Annotated in this window: 21 protein-coding genes; 11 read left to right on the top strand and 10 right to left on the bottom strand. The window is 47.2% G+C overall.

Features of this window, described 5'->3' with window-relative positions; translation table 11 throughout:
• Window positions 1–37 precede the first annotated feature (37 nt).
• The 8 genes from AC5I6P_RS07775 to AC5I6P_RS07740 all read left to right on the top strand — a co-directional run bounded on the left by AC5I6P_RS07775 (window position 38) and on the right by AC5I6P_RS07740 (window position 5304).
• Window positions 38–340, top strand: coding sequence for a hypothetical protein (locus AC5I6P_RS07775; RefSeq protein WP_495693183.1), 303 nt, complete (start codon window positions 38–40; stop codon window positions 338–340).
• A gap of 11 nt (window positions 341–351) precedes the next feature.
• A complete protein-coding gene (locus AC5I6P_RS07770; protein WP_495693182.1) occupies window positions 352–825 on the top strand; it encodes a hypothetical protein in 474 nt (157 codons plus the stop codon).
• Complete coding sequence (locus tag AC5I6P_RS07765) at window positions 822–2189, top strand: hypothetical protein (RefSeq protein ID WP_495693181.1); 1368 nt, start codon at window positions 822–824, stop codon at window positions 2187–2189. Before AC5I6P_RS07770 ends, AC5I6P_RS07765 begins: the two co-directional genes overlap by 4 nt.
• Before the next feature lie 158 nt (window positions 2190–2347).
• Window positions 2348–2755, top strand: coding sequence for a hypothetical protein (locus tag AC5I6P_RS07760; RefSeq protein WP_495693180.1), 408 nt, complete (start codon window positions 2348–2350; stop codon window positions 2753–2755).
• A 9-nt stretch (window positions 2756–2764) separates the two neighbouring features.
• On the top strand, window positions 2765–3106 hold the full coding sequence (locus AC5I6P_RS07755) for a hypothetical protein (protein WP_495693179.1): 342 nt from the start codon (window positions 2765–2767) through the stop codon (window positions 3104–3106).
• A 218-nt stretch (window positions 3107–3324) separates the two neighbouring features.
• Window positions 3325–3546, top strand: a complete 222-nt coding sequence (locus tag AC5I6P_RS07750) for a hypothetical protein (RefSeq protein ID WP_495693178.1) — start codon at window positions 3325–3327, stop codon at window positions 3544–3546.
• Entirely contained in the window at window positions 3527–4171 is a 645-nt protein-coding gene (locus AC5I6P_RS07745) for a hypothetical protein (protein ID WP_495693177.1), read from the top strand. Before AC5I6P_RS07750 ends, AC5I6P_RS07745 begins: the two co-directional genes overlap by 20 nt.
• A gap of 647 nt (window positions 4172–4818) precedes the next feature.
• Complete coding sequence (locus tag AC5I6P_RS07740; RefSeq protein WP_495693176.1) at window positions 4819–5304, top strand: hypothetical protein; 486 nt, start codon at window positions 4819–4821, stop codon at window positions 5302–5304.
• Window positions 5305–5467: 163 nt separating this feature from the next.
• Here the strand turns inward: AC5I6P_RS07740 and AC5I6P_RS07735 are convergent, their stop codons facing one another.
• The 4 genes from AC5I6P_RS07735 to AC5I6P_RS07720 form a co-directional block, all read right to left on the bottom strand.
• Window positions 5468–6031 carry a transposase family protein gene (locus tag AC5I6P_RS07735; RefSeq protein WP_495693175.1) on the bottom strand — a complete coding sequence of 188 codons (564 nt, stop codon included), beginning with the start codon at window positions 6029–6031 and terminating at the stop codon, window positions 5468–5470.
• Window positions 6024–6383 (bottom strand): transposase, encoded by a 360-nt coding sequence (locus AC5I6P_RS07730; RefSeq protein ID WP_495693174.1) that lies wholly within the window; start codon window positions 6381–6383, stop codon window positions 6024–6026. Before AC5I6P_RS07730 ends, AC5I6P_RS07735 begins: the two co-directional genes overlap by 8 nt.
• Window positions 6384–6427: 44 nt before the next feature.
• A complete protein-coding gene (locus AC5I6P_RS07725) occupies window positions 6428–6637 on the bottom strand; it encodes a hypothetical protein (protein ID WP_495693173.1) in 210 nt (69 codons plus the stop codon).
• 555 nt (window positions 6638–7192) lie between these two features.
• The gene (locus AC5I6P_RS07720; protein ID WP_495693172.1) at window positions 7193–8221 is read right to left on the bottom strand and encodes a sulfate/molybdate ABC transporter ATP-binding protein; all 1029 of its coding nucleotides are present in this window, start codon (window positions 8219–8221) and stop codon (window positions 7193–7195) included.
• 568 nt (window positions 8222–8789) lie between these two features.
• Here AC5I6P_RS07720 and AC5I6P_RS07715 point away from each other — a divergent pair.
• On the top strand, window positions 8790–9344 hold the full coding sequence (locus tag AC5I6P_RS07715; RefSeq protein WP_495693171.1) for a hypothetical protein: 555 nt from the start codon (window positions 8790–8792) through the stop codon (window positions 9342–9344).
• Between the two features lie 82 nt (window positions 9345–9426).
• Here AC5I6P_RS07715 and AC5I6P_RS07710 read toward each other — a convergent pair whose 3' ends face one another.
• A complete protein-coding gene (locus AC5I6P_RS07710) occupies window positions 9427–9849 on the bottom strand; it encodes a four-helix bundle copper-binding protein (RefSeq protein WP_495693170.1) in 423 nt (140 codons plus the stop codon).
• A gap of 657 nt (window positions 9850–10506) precedes the next feature.
• On the opposite strand from AC5I6P_RS07710, the gene AC5I6P_RS07705 reads away from it, so the two are divergent.
• Window positions 10507–11016 carry a DUF7980 family protein gene (locus AC5I6P_RS07705; RefSeq protein ID WP_495693169.1) on the top strand — a complete coding sequence of 170 codons (510 nt, stop codon included), beginning with the start codon at window positions 10507–10509 and terminating at the stop codon, window positions 11014–11016.
• Between the two features lie 181 nt (window positions 11017–11197).
• Window positions 11198–11989, top strand: coding sequence for a sulfite exporter TauE/SafE family protein (locus AC5I6P_RS07700; RefSeq protein ID WP_495693168.1), 792 nt, complete (start codon window positions 11198–11200; stop codon window positions 11987–11989).
• Here the strand turns inward: AC5I6P_RS07700 and AC5I6P_RS07695 are convergent.
• The 5 genes from AC5I6P_RS07695 to AC5I6P_RS07675 form a co-directional block, all read right to left on the bottom strand.
• Window positions 11967–13124: an AbrB family transcriptional regulator gene (locus AC5I6P_RS07695; RefSeq protein ID WP_495693167.1), complete on the bottom strand. Its 1158-nt coding sequence runs from the start codon at window positions 13122–13124 to the stop codon at window positions 11967–11969. The two genes, AC5I6P_RS07700 and AC5I6P_RS07695, sit on opposite strands and share 23 nt — an antisense overlap.
• Window positions 13125–13168: 44 nt before the next feature.
• The gene (locus AC5I6P_RS07690) at window positions 13169–13600 is read right to left on the bottom strand and encodes a YidH family protein (RefSeq protein ID WP_495693166.1); all 432 of its coding nucleotides are present in this window, start codon (window positions 13598–13600) and stop codon (window positions 13169–13171) included.
• Between the two features lie 204 nt (window positions 13601–13804).
• Window positions 13805–14422, bottom strand: a complete 618-nt coding sequence (locus AC5I6P_RS07685; protein WP_495693165.1) for a hypothetical protein — start codon at window positions 14420–14422, stop codon at window positions 13805–13807.
• Between the two features lie 194 nt (window positions 14423–14616).
• Window positions 14617–15333, bottom strand: a complete 717-nt coding sequence (locus AC5I6P_RS07680; protein ID WP_495693164.1) for a cadmium resistance transporter — start codon at window positions 15331–15333, stop codon at window positions 14617–14619.
• A 9-nt stretch (window positions 15334–15342) separates the two neighbouring features.
• Window positions 15343–16857, bottom strand: coding sequence for an APC family permease (locus AC5I6P_RS07675; RefSeq protein WP_495693163.1), 1515 nt, complete (start codon window positions 16855–16857; stop codon window positions 15343–15345).
• Window positions 16858–17033 lie beyond the last annotated feature (176 nt).

The raw sequence follows: 17033 nt of genomic DNA, 5'->3' as shown, positions 1-17033 counted from the left end.
CGAGCGAGAATAACTATATGTCTTCTAGATTAAGCTATTGCCGATTAAGTCTACTCAGCATGGAATCCAACTCGCTCGGCGTAAAGGCAAACTGGATCTCACGTCAGGCAAGAACAAATTCAAATCAGAACTCGCAGCAATGCGGAAGAAAGCCGTTGCTCAAATGCGCGTCGATCGCACGGTGAGCCGTCAAAAGGTCAACGACGATATCAACCGGATTAAAGAACAACCAGAAGAGGCGAAGTTGAGATCGGAGGAGCGGCGCGAGTTCACCGACTACATCAACGGCAGGACCGTTAAGCCCCGTAGGGGTAACGCTGTGACAGCGCTGTTTAACTGAGGACTTGAGCCATGTTCGACAATGACGAAGGCTTCATCTATGACCCGCGCAGGCTGAAGCAAGGTAATTCCTTTCTCGTTCCCGGTGGCGATTGGGAAGTCGAGGAAGCGCCCAAACCGCTCACCTTTCATGACATCGTTCGCGGCATTTCTCGCGTTGGGTTACTGTTCTCAATCGGTTTGGGCGCAACCCTTTTCGCTCGCCTCATCCCCGGTGTCATGCCCGGATATCTGCTCATCGTGGGATTGGCGATCGTGGGTTGCATTGTCTATACCTGCTTATCCCGTCGCACTTCAGAACGCATTCTAGCGGTGATGATTGGCGTAATCGTCCTCTTCGGTATTGTTGGCGGCTCATGGGATGCCATCTACGGCACGATGGCAGAACCATCTAGTCAGAAGTTTGGATTACAGGCCACCATTCCCGCCGTCGCGTTACTCGTGGCAGTGGGCGCAAGTTTGTTGTTTCGGAGGCCAACAAAATGACGGTGCAGCACATGCCCAATGAAGGCGAGTTGAACAGAACGCATATTGGTCTAGGAATTGCGGTTGGCGTGTTGGGCATCCTCTGCGCTACGAGTTCCCTAACTTCTCAGCAGAAAAGTGGTGGGATGCTGTTATCTTCTCTCTTCTCTGCTGCAATTGGTGCTGGTTCGTTCGCCTTCACGATTAAGGCATCTCAAACCGTTGAGAAAAGAGAAGGAGTTGCAGAACGGTTCAGACTGCAAGAGGAGAACATCGCCTACATGCAGAATGAGACGATCGCCCAAGCGAAAGTGCAGAAATTGCAGCTCCATGCAGGGGCGAAACTGCAAGTTGACGAAGTGATTGCTGAAGATGATGCGCGTCGCTACTATGCCGAATATCTGGGAGTCGATCCCGATGATATGGAGATGGACTTAGACGCGGGAGATGACGCAGAAGACGAACCACAACCTGCGCCGCCCGCTGCACCAACTGCACAACCTGCGCAACCTGCAACGTCCGCGCCGTCCATGGTTCCAGTTGCACCCCAACCCGCGCCCGCGCCCATACCCCAACCCGCACAACCGCCACCACCGCCCACTGCACAAGCGCCCATCGAACAACCGGGAATCTGTCAGGCTCTCGATGAGATTGTCGTTTCGGATATTTCGACTGTGTTCGCGAGTGCTACCGGGACCGGGAAAAGCGTTAGTGAGGCATACATTCTGAATCGGATGTTTGCCAAGTTTCCTAACCTTCAAGCGTGGGTGATTGCTCAGAAGAACGATTCTTTCTGCGGACTGCGGGAACGCGGTAGAACGGCACTCTTTGACCCGCTTGATCCATTGTTGGCACTCGCGGCGATCAATGAGGTTTACAACATCTTCGACGCTCGCCGCCGCGCTCCTGAGTCGGCAAGGGAATCATTTAAGACTCAACCCGTGAGGCTGATTCTGTCAGACTGGCACTCAATCTATGACACCTGCCGCGAAGAGAAATGGTACAAAACCAACTACTCGAAAAAACTCTCAACCCTAGTGACAGTAGGTAGAGAAATGAATGTATGTCTACTTGTAGACACTCAAAGCTATAACGTAGCCTCACTGGGAATCACAGAAGACTCTAACATCCGTAGCAATCTCAACATTCTGTGTCAGGGCTATAGCTGGATTGATGAGCAGGGCAGACAGCGTGGCGATTTTAATATGATTCGCAATCTGATGAAGAATCGCTATCTTGTGCCCGTGGAGAGTGACTCGCTGATTGAGCAATTAGAAAGACTGAAGGCGCGATCGATGGAAGCAAAGACACCCATCATTTTTTCAACGATTGGACCCAAGCTTCAGCTTCTGCCCGATTTGAAGTCGTTCAAATCGGTGATGTAGCATGACATGCTACCTTGCACCGCTTAAAACTCCTGAAATCTATTCCCATTTGAATTGCAGCGATTTTGAGCTTTCAGAATTCATGCGACTTTGCCCCTTGAAGCGCTAACAGTGTTTGCATGACATCGCATGTTCATCGCACGTTTTTCTAGAATCACATGCCCGCCATACTTCGCATGATTCGCATGACCAGACGCCGCCCTAGAGATCCCCTACCCCACTTGCCATCCCCTTCGGCAGTAGAGCCTATTACCTTTTCCCGTCGAGAAATTGCCGAAATGTTTGGAGGGATAGACCCGTCCATCATTAGCCGTGACTGCACGGCGATCGGCTTGCCAGAATATACGCCCATCGATTGCGAAGGAGTTTGGCGGCTCTATGTTCTCGCTTGCTACAAGCGTATTCGCCCGTATTCATCTAGAGAAAGCTTTGTCGAACTTTGCACCAAGCAGGGAGACGCCGCCGCCCTGGAATTTGTCAAGCTTGCGGGCGGATCGCGAGAGGACTGTGACGAATTGATTCAAAACTTTCTAGCGAAGAAACTCACTAACCCCCTGATTGTATAGGAGTCAAAAATGTCTGATTTAGTTAAAGGTCAACCGTCTAAAGCCCCCTCTCAGTTAGTCAACCAAACGGAGCCTAAGCAGAAACAGAAACAGAACCTCACGCCTCAACAGGAAACAGCGCCCGAAATTGATTTAGAGGATGAACTAAGCGAAGTTGCGATCGCGGCGGCTGATGCGCCATTTGCTAAGGCATATCAGGTCTATGAAGATCGATTCTCAGCAAACTTAAAACTTTTCCAGTCACACGTTAAGACATCTCAGCAAAAGGTCAAAACCTTGCTGAAAGATGCGATTTACGAAGCTCACGGCGTTAAAGAATCCGATCTGTATGGGGATGAAGAGAATGAGTAAATCCCCGATTCAGTTCACTGCGACTTCTACAGGCTATCTCTCTTGCCACGGCGATGATTTAGAGGCGATCGACATTTTGACGGCTCACGCACGGCGGTAAGCTCAAGCCCATCACCGTTCTGAACTGTGGCAAAACTTGATAACTCTAACCGCGCTTCTCATCCTCAGTGCGATCACTTTCTCTGGTTTTGTGGCTCTAGCTCAAACCCTGAAGACCAATGAAGCAAATCAAACAACTACCAGACATTCCCTTAGATCTGGGAATTGAGGAAGATTTAGAGCTAGGCGCGATCGTCGCTGATGCCAAGCTTGCAGCAATGCAGCAGGGATTTAGTGAACGGTATCACCCTGGCATTGATCGATTCTTGCAACAGCAATGTGGAACTGAACTAGAGAACGATCGCCTTTCAGGTCAACAGCTTGCAGCGGCGTTCCTCTAGCATCGCCGCAAAACTCTCATTGCGATCGCGCTCAAGACCACGATTTTCACCAGCATTTCAGGACTGGCATCGCTCCTCATTGGCTGCTCTGTCCCTCAGTCCATCGCTTGGGCATTTCCCTCTGCGATCGCGGCGATTTGTACCTCTCGGAAATAAGACAATGGCATATCTAAAACGTGATGGATGGGTCAGTAATCCTAAAGCTTTCAAGCGCTACCATCCTCAGAAACGGCGCAGAACGGCAAAACGGGCAAAGGCTCTGACTCGTGGGAAGTGTGTTTGCTGCTCAGCCCCTGCTACTGAAGCGCATCATGCATTCTACGGCATTCCGGTTGTGTATCCTGTTGCGTTGTTGTCTATAATGGCAACTGTGATCACTTCTCTATCTCTATTTGGTTTCGTGCTAATTCCGCTTCTATGGGGTTACAGCTTGCCTTTGCCAGGGTTTGAGTTTCCCCTTTGGCAAGTATTTCCGTTATGCAACTTGCATCACTCTAATCACCCCGGATGCGCTCACAACTTCGGCAACTATGGAGCATTCAAAGCTGACCTGTGGGCAAATCGCAATAAGTACGGCTATCTATGGAAACTCAGAATTAGTGATTTGTCTAGGCTTGTTTTCTGAGTGACAACATTCGATTTGGGTGCGCCCACTTCCTCTAAACGCTAAAGGTGATTTTTCCATCGGCTCTTCATAGATGTAACCGTTTGGAGAGCAAAATTTTGTCTACATCAAAAACAGACATAAATGAAATGCAATATATTTATGGAAAAGTCGTTAGAGTTTTTGCAACAGTGGTAGCCAAGCTGCTCAACCCTAGGTTGGTGTGGACGGAGCAGAAGTTACCGGTCGGAACTCAAGGTTATCTGCCGTCGCACAACTTCACCGTTAGACCCTCTGTTGTATGAAGGCATCGTGGTGAACGAGTAACATTGGTTATGAAGATTCTGAAGCAAACCACGACTGAATTAGTCACACAACATCATCAAACGGGTGAACGATTAGCGATCGCCTGCTGCTTAATCATCGGTGCTGGATCGATTTTGATCGCCACGACCGTGCCAGAAATAAGTTGCCATCGTGACGGAGAGCTATCTCAATGCCAGCTCACACGGCATATGGTGGGCAACTGGCAGATCGAACAGTCCATCGTCATACAAAGCGTTAGATCTGAACCCATTTGTGGCTTTAGGCGTGGTAGTCAGGGCGCGAATTGTAGTTATACCGACTCTGTAGCGATCGTAAAAACACAGAGCGGTGAGATTCAATTAATGAGTCGCTCATCTAAAGCTGACGAATCTGCCACTGCTAAAATTCAAAGATTTATCAACGATCCAACTCAAACCACGCTTCAGATTAGGTCGTTCGGTTGGTCGTTGAATCGTCCAATCGGCAATGGCTTTTTGGTTGTGTTGTCCATAGTAATGCTTATATCTGCCTGTAAACGTTTTATCAGTAAACGGATTTATAGATGTGAATTTAACAAAACAGAGAATTGGGTTCGCGTCACTCAGAAACAGCTATTGGTGTGCAGAACTACCAAATTTCCTATTTCAGAAATTGAGTCAATCAACGTTCGTCAAAAACAAGGTCGTGATTGCATTATGCTGAATCTGAAATCTAGTCAAGGAATTTGTATTGCCGAAGCAGTTTGGGGTAAAAGAGCCATTGAAGATCACCCACTTGCTGGTCCTGTCTGGGTTAACAAAGATCTTGAGAAGGATATGCAAGCGATTGTGTCGTTTCTGCGGGTTTAAGGTCTAACGACCCTGGTGCAGCGGATTGACCCAAGCCTCTTGTGGTGTTGCAAAGATCTTGGTAACCGCTGACGGGGAACGTTAGATGTCTAATTTTGTCGTGAAGGGTTGGGAATAGTAGCTCTGCTGGCTGCCTGACACATTTAGGTGAATGACAAGCAGATCAAGATTTACAGGTTAGGGAACGAATTCGAGTAAACCAAATTTGGTCATAAAAATCACGTTCAGCCCGCTTCGATGCAAAACAGGGGTGTGGGTCTTTTGGCAGCAACGCCATCGGAGACAGGAGTTGCCGTCCTTTATGCACAACGCCCTGCAGCCAACGCAACGCAATTTTGAGGTAGCTAATGCCACGCCGCCAGTGGGGGTCAACCTGTTGACGCAACCCCGCGATTTGCACAGACATTCCCTGTGTGGTGGCATAGAGCAGAGCCAGTGCCGCAACCAGATAGAGCCGTTCCAAGGCGGCTTCAGTGCGTAGACGAGAATCTTCTAACTCAAACGCCCCTGACTTGCTATCTAAAAATAATTCTTCAACTTGAAAGCGGAGCGCATATTGCCACAAAGTTTGCAACAAGGGAGACTCATCTGTGATCACTGCCCATGATTCCTTAGCTCCTCTAACTGTTGCTAGGGCTAGATTGCAACGACACACTCCATCTGCCCATAACCGCACCTGATGGTACAACCGAGCTTCTCCCAAGGGTGGATATAACCTGCTAACCATCTTGGGATAGCGACTGGCACCCTGCAGCAGGACATCGGAGGGTAAGCGTAAACAAGTAGTGCCACCGACTCGCTTGTAACCACTCCATCAACTCATGATTGGCAAATCCTCGATCAGCCAACAGCATCACATCCTGATGCTGGCGCAACAACCAGCGAGCTTTTCGCAGCAACAGTCGATACTCCTGGAAGGCAACAGTCGCACTGCCATGCTCCAAGACTCGCCACAGCAATGGCACTGCACGCCCACAACAAACAACGGACAGGTGAATCATGCAATAGCGGTTCCACAAGACGGGGGTGTCCAAAGCAAGATACAACCGATGATGGCTCCATCCACTGAACGCAACCATCACTAACGGCAGGTATATCTGGTTAACCCGCACCCGTTGATTGCCTAACAAACGTCGCCACGCCGCTCCACACTTTGCGCTTTGGTGGCTCGACTCGGCACATAGGGTTCCCAAGCAGGCAAACTCAGTTGTCCGCTACAGATTAAGGCGCTCACCATCCATGCCAGCGCTTTGAGGTGCCGTAGATCTTGAGCGCGGCAGTATTGACGCAGGAAGCCGAATAATTGACCATACAGTTGGGTAGGGTGTGACATAGCAGAGCGCTGTTGTGTGGTAACTCCAGCCTCTCATGTCTCTCTACCCTCTCTATCAATCCTATCTCTCCTCTCAATCCTATCTCTATTGGCTTTCACCTACTTCTGTCAGGCAGTCAGGCTTCAGACTTTAAACAAGCCGCAAGATTTTTTTCACAGCTTGAGAATGCAGGACGATCTCAAGCTGCACTCGATCAGATTACGCTACTCACCACTCAGTAAATGTTTACTGAGCTTCTATCACATGCAAATCGGATAGTTTCTGATGGGAGAGTTTGGGTGAAGAAGCCGTTATCGAGTTTGGGATTGAGTCTGGTTTTAGCCTTTGCGACTTTCCCTTATAGGAAGACGCATCTTAAGCGGCATCGAAGCAATGAGTATGATTCGCAAAGGGCAAGCGAATGGCATCAGCCAAGGGGATCGTCTGTCTCAAGCGAAGCTTATCGAAGAACTGTTTGAAGATATCGCTTAAAGCAACATGATCGATGCAGTTCAATTACCACTAAAAAGAATTTGCAACACAACCGAGCATGCTGCAAAGTGGGATTTATTCCATTACGAAGCCAGTTTCAAAGCTTCGCGACTATGAAATGCTTTAGGATGCTTGGGTCTCACATAAACCTGTTGCTGCGGACTCAGCCGTAATTGCTCATACTGGTCGCGCGTGAAAATTGCATGGACAGAATGACCATCTTCAAGGATTAATTCCGCTTCCACTTGCCACCCCAAATTGATCAAACGACTTACCCTCGCGATCGCTTTGGTTTCACCGCGACTCGTCTCCACTTGTAGATCGCGAGGACGCAAGAAAACCTCTGGTTCTGTAATGTCAAGATGGTTGTCTTGGAACAGCCGAGACGTGCTTGGCAACACATTCACCGGACCAATAAAACTCATCACAAATGCCGTAGCCGGGCGATCATACACCTCTGCCGGAGTTCCAATTTGCTCAATGCGTCCTTTGTTCATCACGACCAGTTCATCCGCAACTTCCATCGCTTCTTCTTGATCGTGGGTGACAAACACGGCAGTCACTTTCACTTCATCGTGGAGTTTCCGCAGCCACGCCCGTAAATCCTTCCGCACCTTTGCATCGAGCGCCCCGAACGGTTCGTCTAAGAGCAGCACTTCAGGTTCTGCCGCCAGTGCCCGTGCAAGAGCCACTCGTTGGCGTTGTCCACCCGATAGTTGGGACGGATAGCGATCGCCGAGTCCCTCTAGTTGAATCAAGTCTAGTAATTCCTCTACCCGTGCTTTGATTTTGCCTTTGGGTGCTTTGTTGATTTCCAATCCAAAGCCGATATTTTGGCGAACCGTCAAATGCTTAAACAGGGCATAATGCTGAAACACAAAACCAATGTTGCGCTCTTGCACGCTGTGTTGGGTCACGTCTTGATCCCGTAAGCGGATGATACCGCTGTCTGGACGTTCTAGCCCTGCTATGAGGCGCAAAAGGGTAGACTTTCCTGAACCAGAGGGCCCAAGTAAAGCGACTAGAGAACCTGTTTTGATCTCTAAGCTCACCTGATCGACAGCCTTGAAGTTGCCAAATTGCCGGGAGACATTTTCAACGACGATCGCCATAAAATTTTTAACCTTTGCACATAAACAACTACAGACAGCAGGTGCATTAGGCTGTGCCCGGAAGGATAGAACACCAAACCCTAGCAAAACCTGCTAAAACCCCGGTTCCTTGATCGAATAACCGTAGTTTATTCTAAGAATAGCCCAAGTCCTTTCGCAGCGCAATATGAATTGCGATCGTCTGTCGCGCTTGAATATAGAGTGATCAAGTATTACAAGGTAAGTGATGAGGTTGCGATCATATGTGGTGAAGAGCTAGCGAGAGAAAACGGAATTTCATCAATACTGCAATGGACGGCGCATTAAAGGCAGCGCTCCAAATCAGAAAACGTCCTGAAAATGTAGGCAAACTCGTTATGGCGGCACAACTACACTTAAAGGAGCGTAGTTATGCCGCTCTTCCAAGATTAGCGCTATTGGAAGCGTTCAGAGGGATTTGAATAATGTCAGAGATCTAAGAATCTACGGTTCTCCGCTCGGCAATGAGTTGAAATTAGATCAAATTCGCTGGTATGCTTAGCAAAGATTCATTGACCTATATTCAGATCCCAAACCATTTCTCTGAATTATGCCTATCCTGCTGCATTCTAACGGCGCTATTCTGACTAAGCTAAACGACATCGTTACTGAGCTTTCCCCTCTGAATGTCCGTCTTAAGCAGTTTGACTCAGAAACATCGCCGCTACTTTGCGATCTGCTGTCGCAGGATTTGTTGGGCGAAACGGCAAAGCAGCAGATTTTAGAATTCTATGACAGCCGCTTTGCATTTCTGAAGCAGGAAGGCGAGTATAGTTGGTCTGATTTACTCACCTTGCATCCGGGGTCGGCAAATCTTTACCCATTAATGACGACCTACAGCCGTTACCACACGCATTCTGCTCCCGAAGCGCTTCACATCTTAGCGGGAGAAGCAATTTTTGGGTTTACGCAGGCAGACGGTACGCAACTGCAACTGCTGGTGCAGCCCCAAGACTACATTCACATTCCTGCAAATACAGAACATTGGTTTAGCCTGTCTGTGTCTCTACATCTGAAAGCGGTGCGATACTTCACCACGGTAGAAGGTTGGATGCCTCACTACACAGGAACGGTGGTTAACAACCCTCTAGGAAATCTGCGTTAGCATTACCGCGATCGCTCTGCAAACTTCGGAGTATCGCACTTTTTTCGAACGGATTACAGTTTCTCTATATTATTTAGATAAATTATTTAGAGAACAGTACGTCCTCCGTCACAAAATTTGGTCTACGGAAGTAGGCGATCGATTGACGTCCTAGCGTTTTACAACTTTCTGCGCACTGACGACAAGCTAATGCACATGCCATCATATCTACATTGTCGTTGATCATTTCGCACGCTACGGCGCACTTCTCACACATATCTGCACAAATTGTCGCTGTACGCCCCATAAATTCAGAACCATCCATAATCAGGTTCATGCACATCATGCACATCTCCGCACAATCGCGCAGCATGCAGACGAGGTTCATATCTACGCTCTTGCCAGCCGTCTTCAGATAACGAGACATCGCATCCAGGCAAATCTTATGCACATTGGTGCAGTCTTGGAGGCAAACTTGCATCTCGAGCGTTGTGAATTCTGTTTCGGTCATTTCTGTTTCGGTCATCGTCGCTGTCTCCTTTTTCGTTCTGTAGCGGTAGGAAGGTCGCATCGGGCTTCTGAAAATACGCTAGCGCTAGTGTTTAGAGGAGTCAATAGGATTGGTGAATGACAAGATTGAAAGGGTAATAAGTTCATCTGATTACCGGGGATTTCAATAATCTACGGTGTTAAAGTGGCCTTTCGGGATGCATCTTCGTGTAGAACTTGCTTAGGAATTCCTACTCGCATAGTGGGAATTCTCAGAAGAAATGCAGAGGATATGAATTTTGGAAATTAGGTACGGAAAGAACACGGATTTTGTGTCAAGGTTTCTTGACAATCACTAAAGCCTTCTTTCGCTATCCTGCTCTAGCTTTTATCCCCGGTCTAGAGCTGGAATCTAAGCGTGATTGGTGAGTCAAGTGATTGGTGAGTCAAGTGATGATTGATGGTGCGATCAGTTCGGCAGAACTCCGTAAGATTGCTACTACTGCTTGCAACTATAAATCTCCCTTTTGTCGGATGAAACTCATTCTAAGCAAGCAAATCTACGAGTTGTCTTGTCTTTTTCTCAGCAAGTTCTTAGTATCAATTAAAAAATACGGCAAACCGATCGGAATTTAGTATTTTTCAAGCAGTTTTATGTAAAATACGATAAGCCGATAAAGATTAAGTATTTTAGATGAGTAACTTTACTAGGGTTAGTGAGCCGTCGACAGAGTTAGAACAAGCCCAGTCGGAAGCGGCTGCTGAGCAGTCACTTCAGGAAAACAGCCAGTCCAAATCAAGCTTCTTCAAAAAGACAAAAGGAGGTTTGCTATTTGTGATCGGTTACTTGCTATCACCCCTCAGCTTTTGGAATGACGTGTTTTTTAACCTGCCTGTTGCCTACGGGTTTGGTTATCTGTGTAGCTGGGTGTCTCAAGATTGGTTTTTGCCAGGTACGATCGCAGGCTATTGGCTCTCGAACATCGCGGGAGTCTTGCTGATGCAGTTTGGTGCAGTTGAAGTTCTCAACGACCAGCCCAAAGAACGAAATATCAAAAAAGAACTTTTAGTAGGTGTCCTTTCTTCAACAGCCTATAGCCTCGTGATTCTAGCGTTGGTGCAATTTAAGATTCTCGATGCTTCATCCCTGTTTCCAAACGGAAATTTAGGGGATTTGAGTGCATTTTTACCCTGGAAGTTATAGAAGCTTCAGCAGCGATTAGCGCCACGCACAACGTCATAGAAATCGCGCAAATCGTACCTCTCAGCTAGAACTTACAAGAACTTTTGTTGCAAAGTTTCAAAAGTTCGTACAAGTCGCTGCGTCTAGAAATACCTAGTTCATTCATATCGCGCCCCCTCATGTCCTGAGTTTAGAGAGTGTTATGGATTACTTACTGCTGCCATTTCTCAGCTTTTTTGTAGGAATTGTTGTCGGTCTAACCGGAATTGGGGGAGCCTCTCTCATCACTCCGATGCTGATTTTTGTGTTTCAGGTTCCCCCCGCGATCGCAGTCAGTTCTGATATTTGGGCGGCAACGCTGATGAAAGTTGTGGGAGGCTTCAAGCACTGGCGACAACAAACCCTTGATATCAAAATTGTGAAATGGTTAGCGATGGGAAGCGTTCCGGGGACACTATCGGGCGTAGGAATTTTGCACTCTATCCGACGGATTGAGACATTGGATTTTGACTCTACCTTGCTCAAAGCGCTAGGGTTCACAATCTTACTCGTCACCGCGATCGGATTGACAAAGTTATTGCTTCTCGCAGTGTTTCCAAATGTCCAACTTCCTGAACTGCCTAAGTTTGACTTAGAAACTCATTCAGGACGAGCCTTAACAATGGGTGTGGGAGCGTTTCTAGGGTGTCTTGTCGGTCTAACCAGCGTATCTTCAGGTTCGCTGTTTGCCCTTGCCCTCATGACATTTTTCCAGCTTGACGCCAAAAAATTAGTCGGAACCGATCTATCTCAAGCAGGAATTTTGTTGAGTTTTACATCCCTAGGGCATCTCACCTTGGGAACGGTGAATTGGAGCTTAGTTGGACTCATTTGGCTCGGTTCAGTGCCAGGAGTATTGGTAGGCGCTCAACTTTGCCAGTTTGTGCCGCAACGAACGCTTCAAACGATTATCTATAGTCTTTTAATGATGGTTAGCTTGAAATTAGTTTATTAGCACGATTTTCTAGATGACAGACTAGAGAGATCAAGGCTGGAATCGCTAAATTAATTGTCGTTAATCGCACCAGGTGGCTGGCTGCCACAACTTCAACATTGTGATGCAAGGTTAACGCGATCAAAATCATTTCAGGAGATCCACCTGGAGAAGCGACGAGTAAGCACGTCAGCCAATCCCACGGAGTCAACAGTTTGGCAATTCCGGCTGAAAGGAATCCTGCTAAAAACGTCAGCGTGACAGGGATTGCAGTGTAAGCGACGGTGCGCTTTTCTAAACGAGGATTGATTGCCCAATATTCTCCGATCGTGATGCCCAAAAGCGCTTGACCCACTAATTTCACCAAAAGCGGAAGACTAAAATCGACATGAGGAATAAATGTTAGAAATGCTAAAAGTGAATTAAACAGTAAGCCGACCAGGATAGAGCAAAAGAAAGCCGCGACAGGAAATTTGAGTTTTCTACCGAGATGAACGGCTGATGCAGTAATGATTAGTAATAAAATCAGTAAAAATAAATAGGTTAAATCAAATTTAAGTAAGTCACGAGTTACGGAAGAAAAGATAGGAGTAATATCACGTGAGTTGGAAACATTAGCAATAATTGGAACAAATAGAATAATCGCAGTAAAACGGATTAACTGAACGAGAGAAACAAGAGATGTATTTCTACCGTAATCTGCGGCCAAACTTGCCATCACACCAATATTTCCAGGAACCGTAGCAAGTAATGCAGTGAGTAAGTCTGTTTTTTCGATTCGAGAGTAGAAATAGCCAATGATGCCACCACTGAACACTAAAAATAGCGTCATCAGCAGAAAAATAGGCAACTGAAGTGACAACGCGAACAGATTACTGTGTTGAATGGAAAAGCCAATGGCAAGCCCAACTAGAATTTGTCCGAGCCGACGAGAATTGCGATTGGGTTGAGCTTGGGAGCTGAGGAGAGAACGGTAAAGATAGAATGCGATCGCGCCCCCAATAATTCCACCCAGTATCCAAGCGCCGCCACCAACTCCAAGCGCCGTCAATCCAAGACCACTCAGCAGCGCTAATATCAATTCGGCGGCAGTAAGCAAGTAAGGAGTAGCAAGTTTGACACCGAATTTGAATTCTGGCAGCACAGTTTCTACCATTGCAAAGCTCCGAATGCTGATTTGCGTCGAACCTGTTACGCACCCTATTCTATGATTGCTGTCCCTGCCAGAGTAGAGGGAAACGAAAAGATGTAGTAAATGACTCCCATTCCTAAAAGCACCACCGCAAGGCTAGAAATAATTACCCATCGATCAGGTGGCTCATACGTGTCTTCTTCAATGTCATCGCGCACCACAAAGTAATGCTGAGTAGAAAGTAAGACAGAGAGAAGACCAACAATTGAGAAGGCGAGTCCCAATTTCCAGCCATTTCCGGGAGGCTGAGCTGCAAGCGGAGGATGCACAATTCTCATCCGCACAATTAAAACACCGAATCCCATCAAGGCGATTCCACTCCGCATCCACGATAAGTAAGTGCGCTCATTTGCCAAATGATCTCGAATTCGATTTGGATTTAAGCGGCGAGGTTGGTCTGGCTCTGGTTTGGATGCTTCAGATTTAGACGATAGCAACATTAATACCCCCTCAATGATGTTCGATTCGCACGCAGTCAAGGTCTTGGTGCAGCCAGAGCGATTGCTTTTCAAGCTCCGAAGCGAAGGCGCACCAGTACAGGCAAATTGTCTGTTGATGAAGGGATTTGCCAGAGTATGTAGCAGCTTAGCGGTTTTGCTCCTGTAAGGGTTCATACTAAAGTTCATACTCTGGCTGACTCGAACCTAGTCCGTTGGTGCATTCGGCACTTGAGCATCAATATCTGCTTGAGTCAGATTTGGAATTGCTAAACTTCCTTCACCTGCTTTGAGAATTTTTGCAGGGGAAATATTGAGATCAATCGCGCCCGCAGGATTTGTTTTCGCTACTAACTGAGTTCCAGGGACAATTTTAAGCGCGATCGCCTCTGTGAGATCCAGAGTGTCAGTCGGCGCGAGAGCAAGTTTGCCACCACTGGGAAGATAAATTCCTTCACAGGCATAGTCATCATCAGTTTCCTGACCTGCACCTAAATAGTTGAGTGTGCTGGGTTGATTCGCAGGGGCTTTTTTGGATTTGGTGTAAACGGCTAAAGTCTTTCCGGTTTCATTGCGACACTGCGATCGATCTTCTGCCGTTTCCATGATGTATTTCTCTAACCGTAAACCTCCCAGTTTTTGCTGAATTTTCTCTGCGCTCAAACCGGATTGTTCAGGGGAGTTGAGAAGATTGTCGATCGCTTGGGTTACTTCGGCATACTCAGGCGTTCGTATGAATTTGCCTGCATCTGCCCAAGCAGATGGAGCAATGACAACGTTAATTAAAACGAGCAATGCAACGAAAATGAATTTGATTAGGTTCATAATTTTCTTCCTTAAGCAATGCAAAACGTTAACGAGATTAGAATCGGAAGAGAAGCTCAAATGCTCTGCTGTCGATGAGCATACATACGCTTAAACCAATTAAAACAAAGGGCATGATCGGTGAAAAGTCCTATCGAAGTAAAATGGTGTGCTTACTTGCGTTAATTCAGCCAACTCATTCTCGATTCAATTCTCTAGCTTTTTTCAGCGTCTGGCGCAATGGTCTCAGAGCGTTTGTTGTTTATGCTGAATGTCAGTAGAAAAATGCAACTGATCACTAGCGTCAGAACGGTTAACCCACGATTTTCGAGCGTGTGACTATCAATGAGAATTAATGTGCCTAACCCAATCAGCACAAAGGGAACAAGAGAATTCCCGTAGCAAGTTAGAGTCGTTGCGATCGCCGGAAGCCGAGTGAGTTGAAATGCAGCATAACACCAAACACCAACCAACGAAAAGAAGGTTCCTAGGATCACGATCAAACTTTCTAGACTACTACTCGCGAATAACGGCACATAGATCCCAATATTGTCGCCACCATTAGCAAACGTGATCGCAGCAACGCTGTAGGTCTGTGGCGAAAGAATACTGGAGAACAGTGAATTGTTCGGCGTTTCGGGTTCCACTTCTTCCTCATCGTCTTGATTAAGAAGGCGACTGATCCCAATCGAAATCGGCACAAGCCCAAGCATTCCGATCCAAGGTTGGGGAAGAAGCAGACTCCCAAAAAAGCCAGGAAGACTCGCAAGAACCAGCGCACCAAAGCCCAGATACTGCCCAGCCACAATGTGTTTATGCCGAAAGACGGCATCCACTTGAGAGAAAAACAGCAGCAACATCATAATGTCATCCATGTTGGTGGCTGTAAAAGCCGTGAACCCGGTTGGAAATGCCCGAACTAGTTCATCCATAACGTGTGATTACTCCTCTTCATGCTGACGGTGGCTCGATAGACGTGGACGAATTTGCTCAGGGATGACTGATGGGAGGATGGGGCTTGCGAATCGATCGTGAATTTCGTCAATTCTGCGAACCATCGATCGGGCAACTTCTGGGTAACGTATCCGTTGCAACACAAACCATCCACAGGTTACGAGCAAATACATCAAGAACAAATAGGGAAATGCATCATACGGTGCTTCTGGCGCTGGAAATAAATTGCTTCCTGGAATGCCAATACTACCTAGAACTGGAATGCTCATAAATGCAACCGACAATACTGAGATCACAACGTGCCGCGCCTTCAGCTTTCGGATGCGATATAGGTACATCGGAGCTGCGATCGAGATCAAAGTATAAACGGTCAGGAATCCATAGCTACAGATTGCGCCCAGATATCCCATGCTCTCGAACAGCTTGATGTGGAATAAGGACATTCCCGCAGGCACAAGGAACATCAGCAACGAACAGACTGTAACAGCAATGTGTGGTGTCCGATTCGAGGAATGGGTTTCACCGATTGAGGAATGAAACAATCCATGACGCGCCATTAAAAATGCAACTCTTGCGGCTGGATTAATACTTCCGAGAACACAAGCAAAGAAGCTAAACAACGCACTGATGGTGACGAGTTCTCCCAAAAAACCAACTCCGGCTTGCTGAGAAAGAAATCCAAGAGGTTGCTCGGTGTTAGCGATCGCAACGCCAGTTCCGCTAAAAGCTAAGACCTCAATGTAAGCCAGCACCGTGAAAAACAGACCCGCCAGAACAACGCTCCCCATCACAGCTTTTGGGATGGTGCGTAAGGGCTTTTTCGCTTCATCTCCAAGCGATGTGGCGCTCTCAAAGCCAGAGAAGCTAAACATCACTAGAACAAGTCCCATTGACACAGTTCCAGGTGTGACTCCTTGCAGTGTCAGTTGAGACATATCTAACGCAAAGCCCTTATGTGCCCAAATGATGATCCCCAAGAGCGAAATTAAGGCGATCGACAGCCCTTCTAACCAAAGCATCGCGATCGCGGAAAGCTGAATATCGCTATAGGCGGCATACCAAGCAATTCCAGCCCCGATCGCGAGCAAGGTAATGCTAGATGGATGGATGCCTAAATGCCCAATCAATGTTGCGCTGAAATTAGCAAAGCCACATAGTACGGCCATTCCCGTAAACAAATATGCCAACACTAAACTCCAGCCACACACCACGCCTGCCGTCGGACCTAATCCTTTTACGATGTAGGAATAAAGTGATCCCGGAGATGCTGATCGGCTGGCAAACTGATTAATATTAAGACTGACCAACACCAGCCCCACCAAACCAATCAGAAAGCTCAACCAAGTCCCGTTGCCAGAAAGCGCAACAATTAAGCCAATATTAGATGCAGGAATCGTTGTTGGGGCGATGACCGCAAAGGATTGAGCTAAAACCTCGCCGAACGAAAGGCAGGCAGGCTTTAAACCATGCGAACTCTGCTGTAGCCCTATTTCACTCGTCATCTTTAACTTTCCCAGCGTTGTAAAATTCTCGGCTCAGATATCATCCGTTCACTCAAATCAAGTTATCTCTGATGTGTCATGAGCCGTTGTAGAAATCACTAACATCACTCTACGCAGCAGAATTTATAGAAGCAAATACTCTTTTTTGTCATTGTGATAAAATCCCTTTATCCGAA

This window comes from Myxacorys sp. (assembly GCF_059501405.1).
Note: the sequence above shows the minus strand (reverse complement) of the source record. Positions and strands in the feature narration are given on the sequence as shown.

Excerpts from the sequence above, each read along its gene's own strand:
- AC5I6P_RS07680 (WP_495693164.1), bottom strand. The coding sequence starts at position 15,333 with ATGGATGAACTAGTTCGGGCATTTCCAACCGGGTTCACGGCTTTTACA.
- AC5I6P_RS07675 (WP_495693163.1), bottom strand. The coding sequence starts at position 16,857 with ATGACGAGTGAAATAGGGCTACAGCAGAGTTCGCATGGTTTAAAGCCT.
- AC5I6P_RS07770 (WP_495693182.1), top strand. The coding sequence starts at position 352 with ATGTTCGACAATGACGAAGGCTTCATCTATGACCCGCGCAGGCTGAAG.
- AC5I6P_RS07710 (WP_495693170.1), bottom strand. The coding sequence starts at position 9,849 with ATGACCGAAACAGAAATGACCGAAACAGAATTCACAACGCTCGAGATG.
- AC5I6P_RS07725 (WP_495693173.1), bottom strand. The coding sequence starts at position 6,637 with ATGTCACACCCTACCCAACTGTATGGTCAATTATTCGGCTTCCTGCGT.
- AC5I6P_RS07735 (WP_495693175.1), bottom strand. The coding sequence starts at position 6,031 with ATGGTTAGCAGGTTATATCCACCCTTGGGAGAAGCTCGGTTGTACCAT.
- AC5I6P_RS07720 (WP_495693172.1), bottom strand. The coding sequence starts at position 8,221 with ATGGCGATCGTCGTTGAAAATGTCTCCCGGCAATTTGGCAACTTCAAG.
- AC5I6P_RS07700 (WP_495693168.1), top strand. The coding sequence starts at position 11,198 with ATGGATTACTTACTGCTGCCATTTCTCAGCTTTTTTGTAGGAATTGTT.
- AC5I6P_RS07760 (WP_495693180.1), top strand. The coding sequence starts at position 2,348 with ATGCCCGCCATACTTCGCATGATTCGCATGACCAGACGCCGCCCTAGA.
- AC5I6P_RS07715 (WP_495693171.1), top strand. The coding sequence starts at position 8,790 with ATGCCTATCCTGCTGCATTCTAACGGCGCTATTCTGACTAAGCTAAAC.
- AC5I6P_RS07740 (WP_495693176.1), top strand. The coding sequence starts at position 4,819 with ATGAGTCGCTCATCTAAAGCTGACGAATCTGCCACTGCTAAAATTCAA.
- AC5I6P_RS07765 (WP_495693181.1), top strand. The coding sequence starts at position 822 with ATGACGGTGCAGCACATGCCCAATGAAGGCGAGTTGAACAGAACGCAT.
- AC5I6P_RS07705 (WP_495693169.1), top strand. The coding sequence starts at position 10,507 with ATGAGTAACTTTACTAGGGTTAGTGAGCCGTCGACAGAGTTAGAACAA.
- AC5I6P_RS07695 (WP_495693167.1), bottom strand. The coding sequence starts at position 13,124 with ATGGTAGAAACTGTGCTGCCAGAATTCAAATTCGGTGTCAAACTTGCT.
- AC5I6P_RS07730 (WP_495693174.1), bottom strand. The coding sequence starts at position 6,383 with ATGGTTGCGTTCAGTGGATGGAGCCATCATCGGTTGTATCTTGCTTTG.
- AC5I6P_RS07690 (WP_495693166.1), bottom strand. The coding sequence starts at position 13,600 with ATGTTGCTATCGTCTAAATCTGAAGCATCCAAACCAGAGCCAGACCAA.
- AC5I6P_RS07755 (WP_495693179.1), top strand. The coding sequence starts at position 2,765 with ATGTCTGATTTAGTTAAAGGTCAACCGTCTAAAGCCCCCTCTCAGTTA.
- AC5I6P_RS07685 (WP_495693165.1), bottom strand. The coding sequence starts at position 14,422 with ATGAACCTAATCAAATTCATTTTCGTTGCATTGCTCGTTTTAATTAAC.
- AC5I6P_RS07750 (WP_495693178.1), top strand. The coding sequence starts at position 3,325 with ATGAAGCAAATCAAACAACTACCAGACATTCCCTTAGATCTGGGAATT.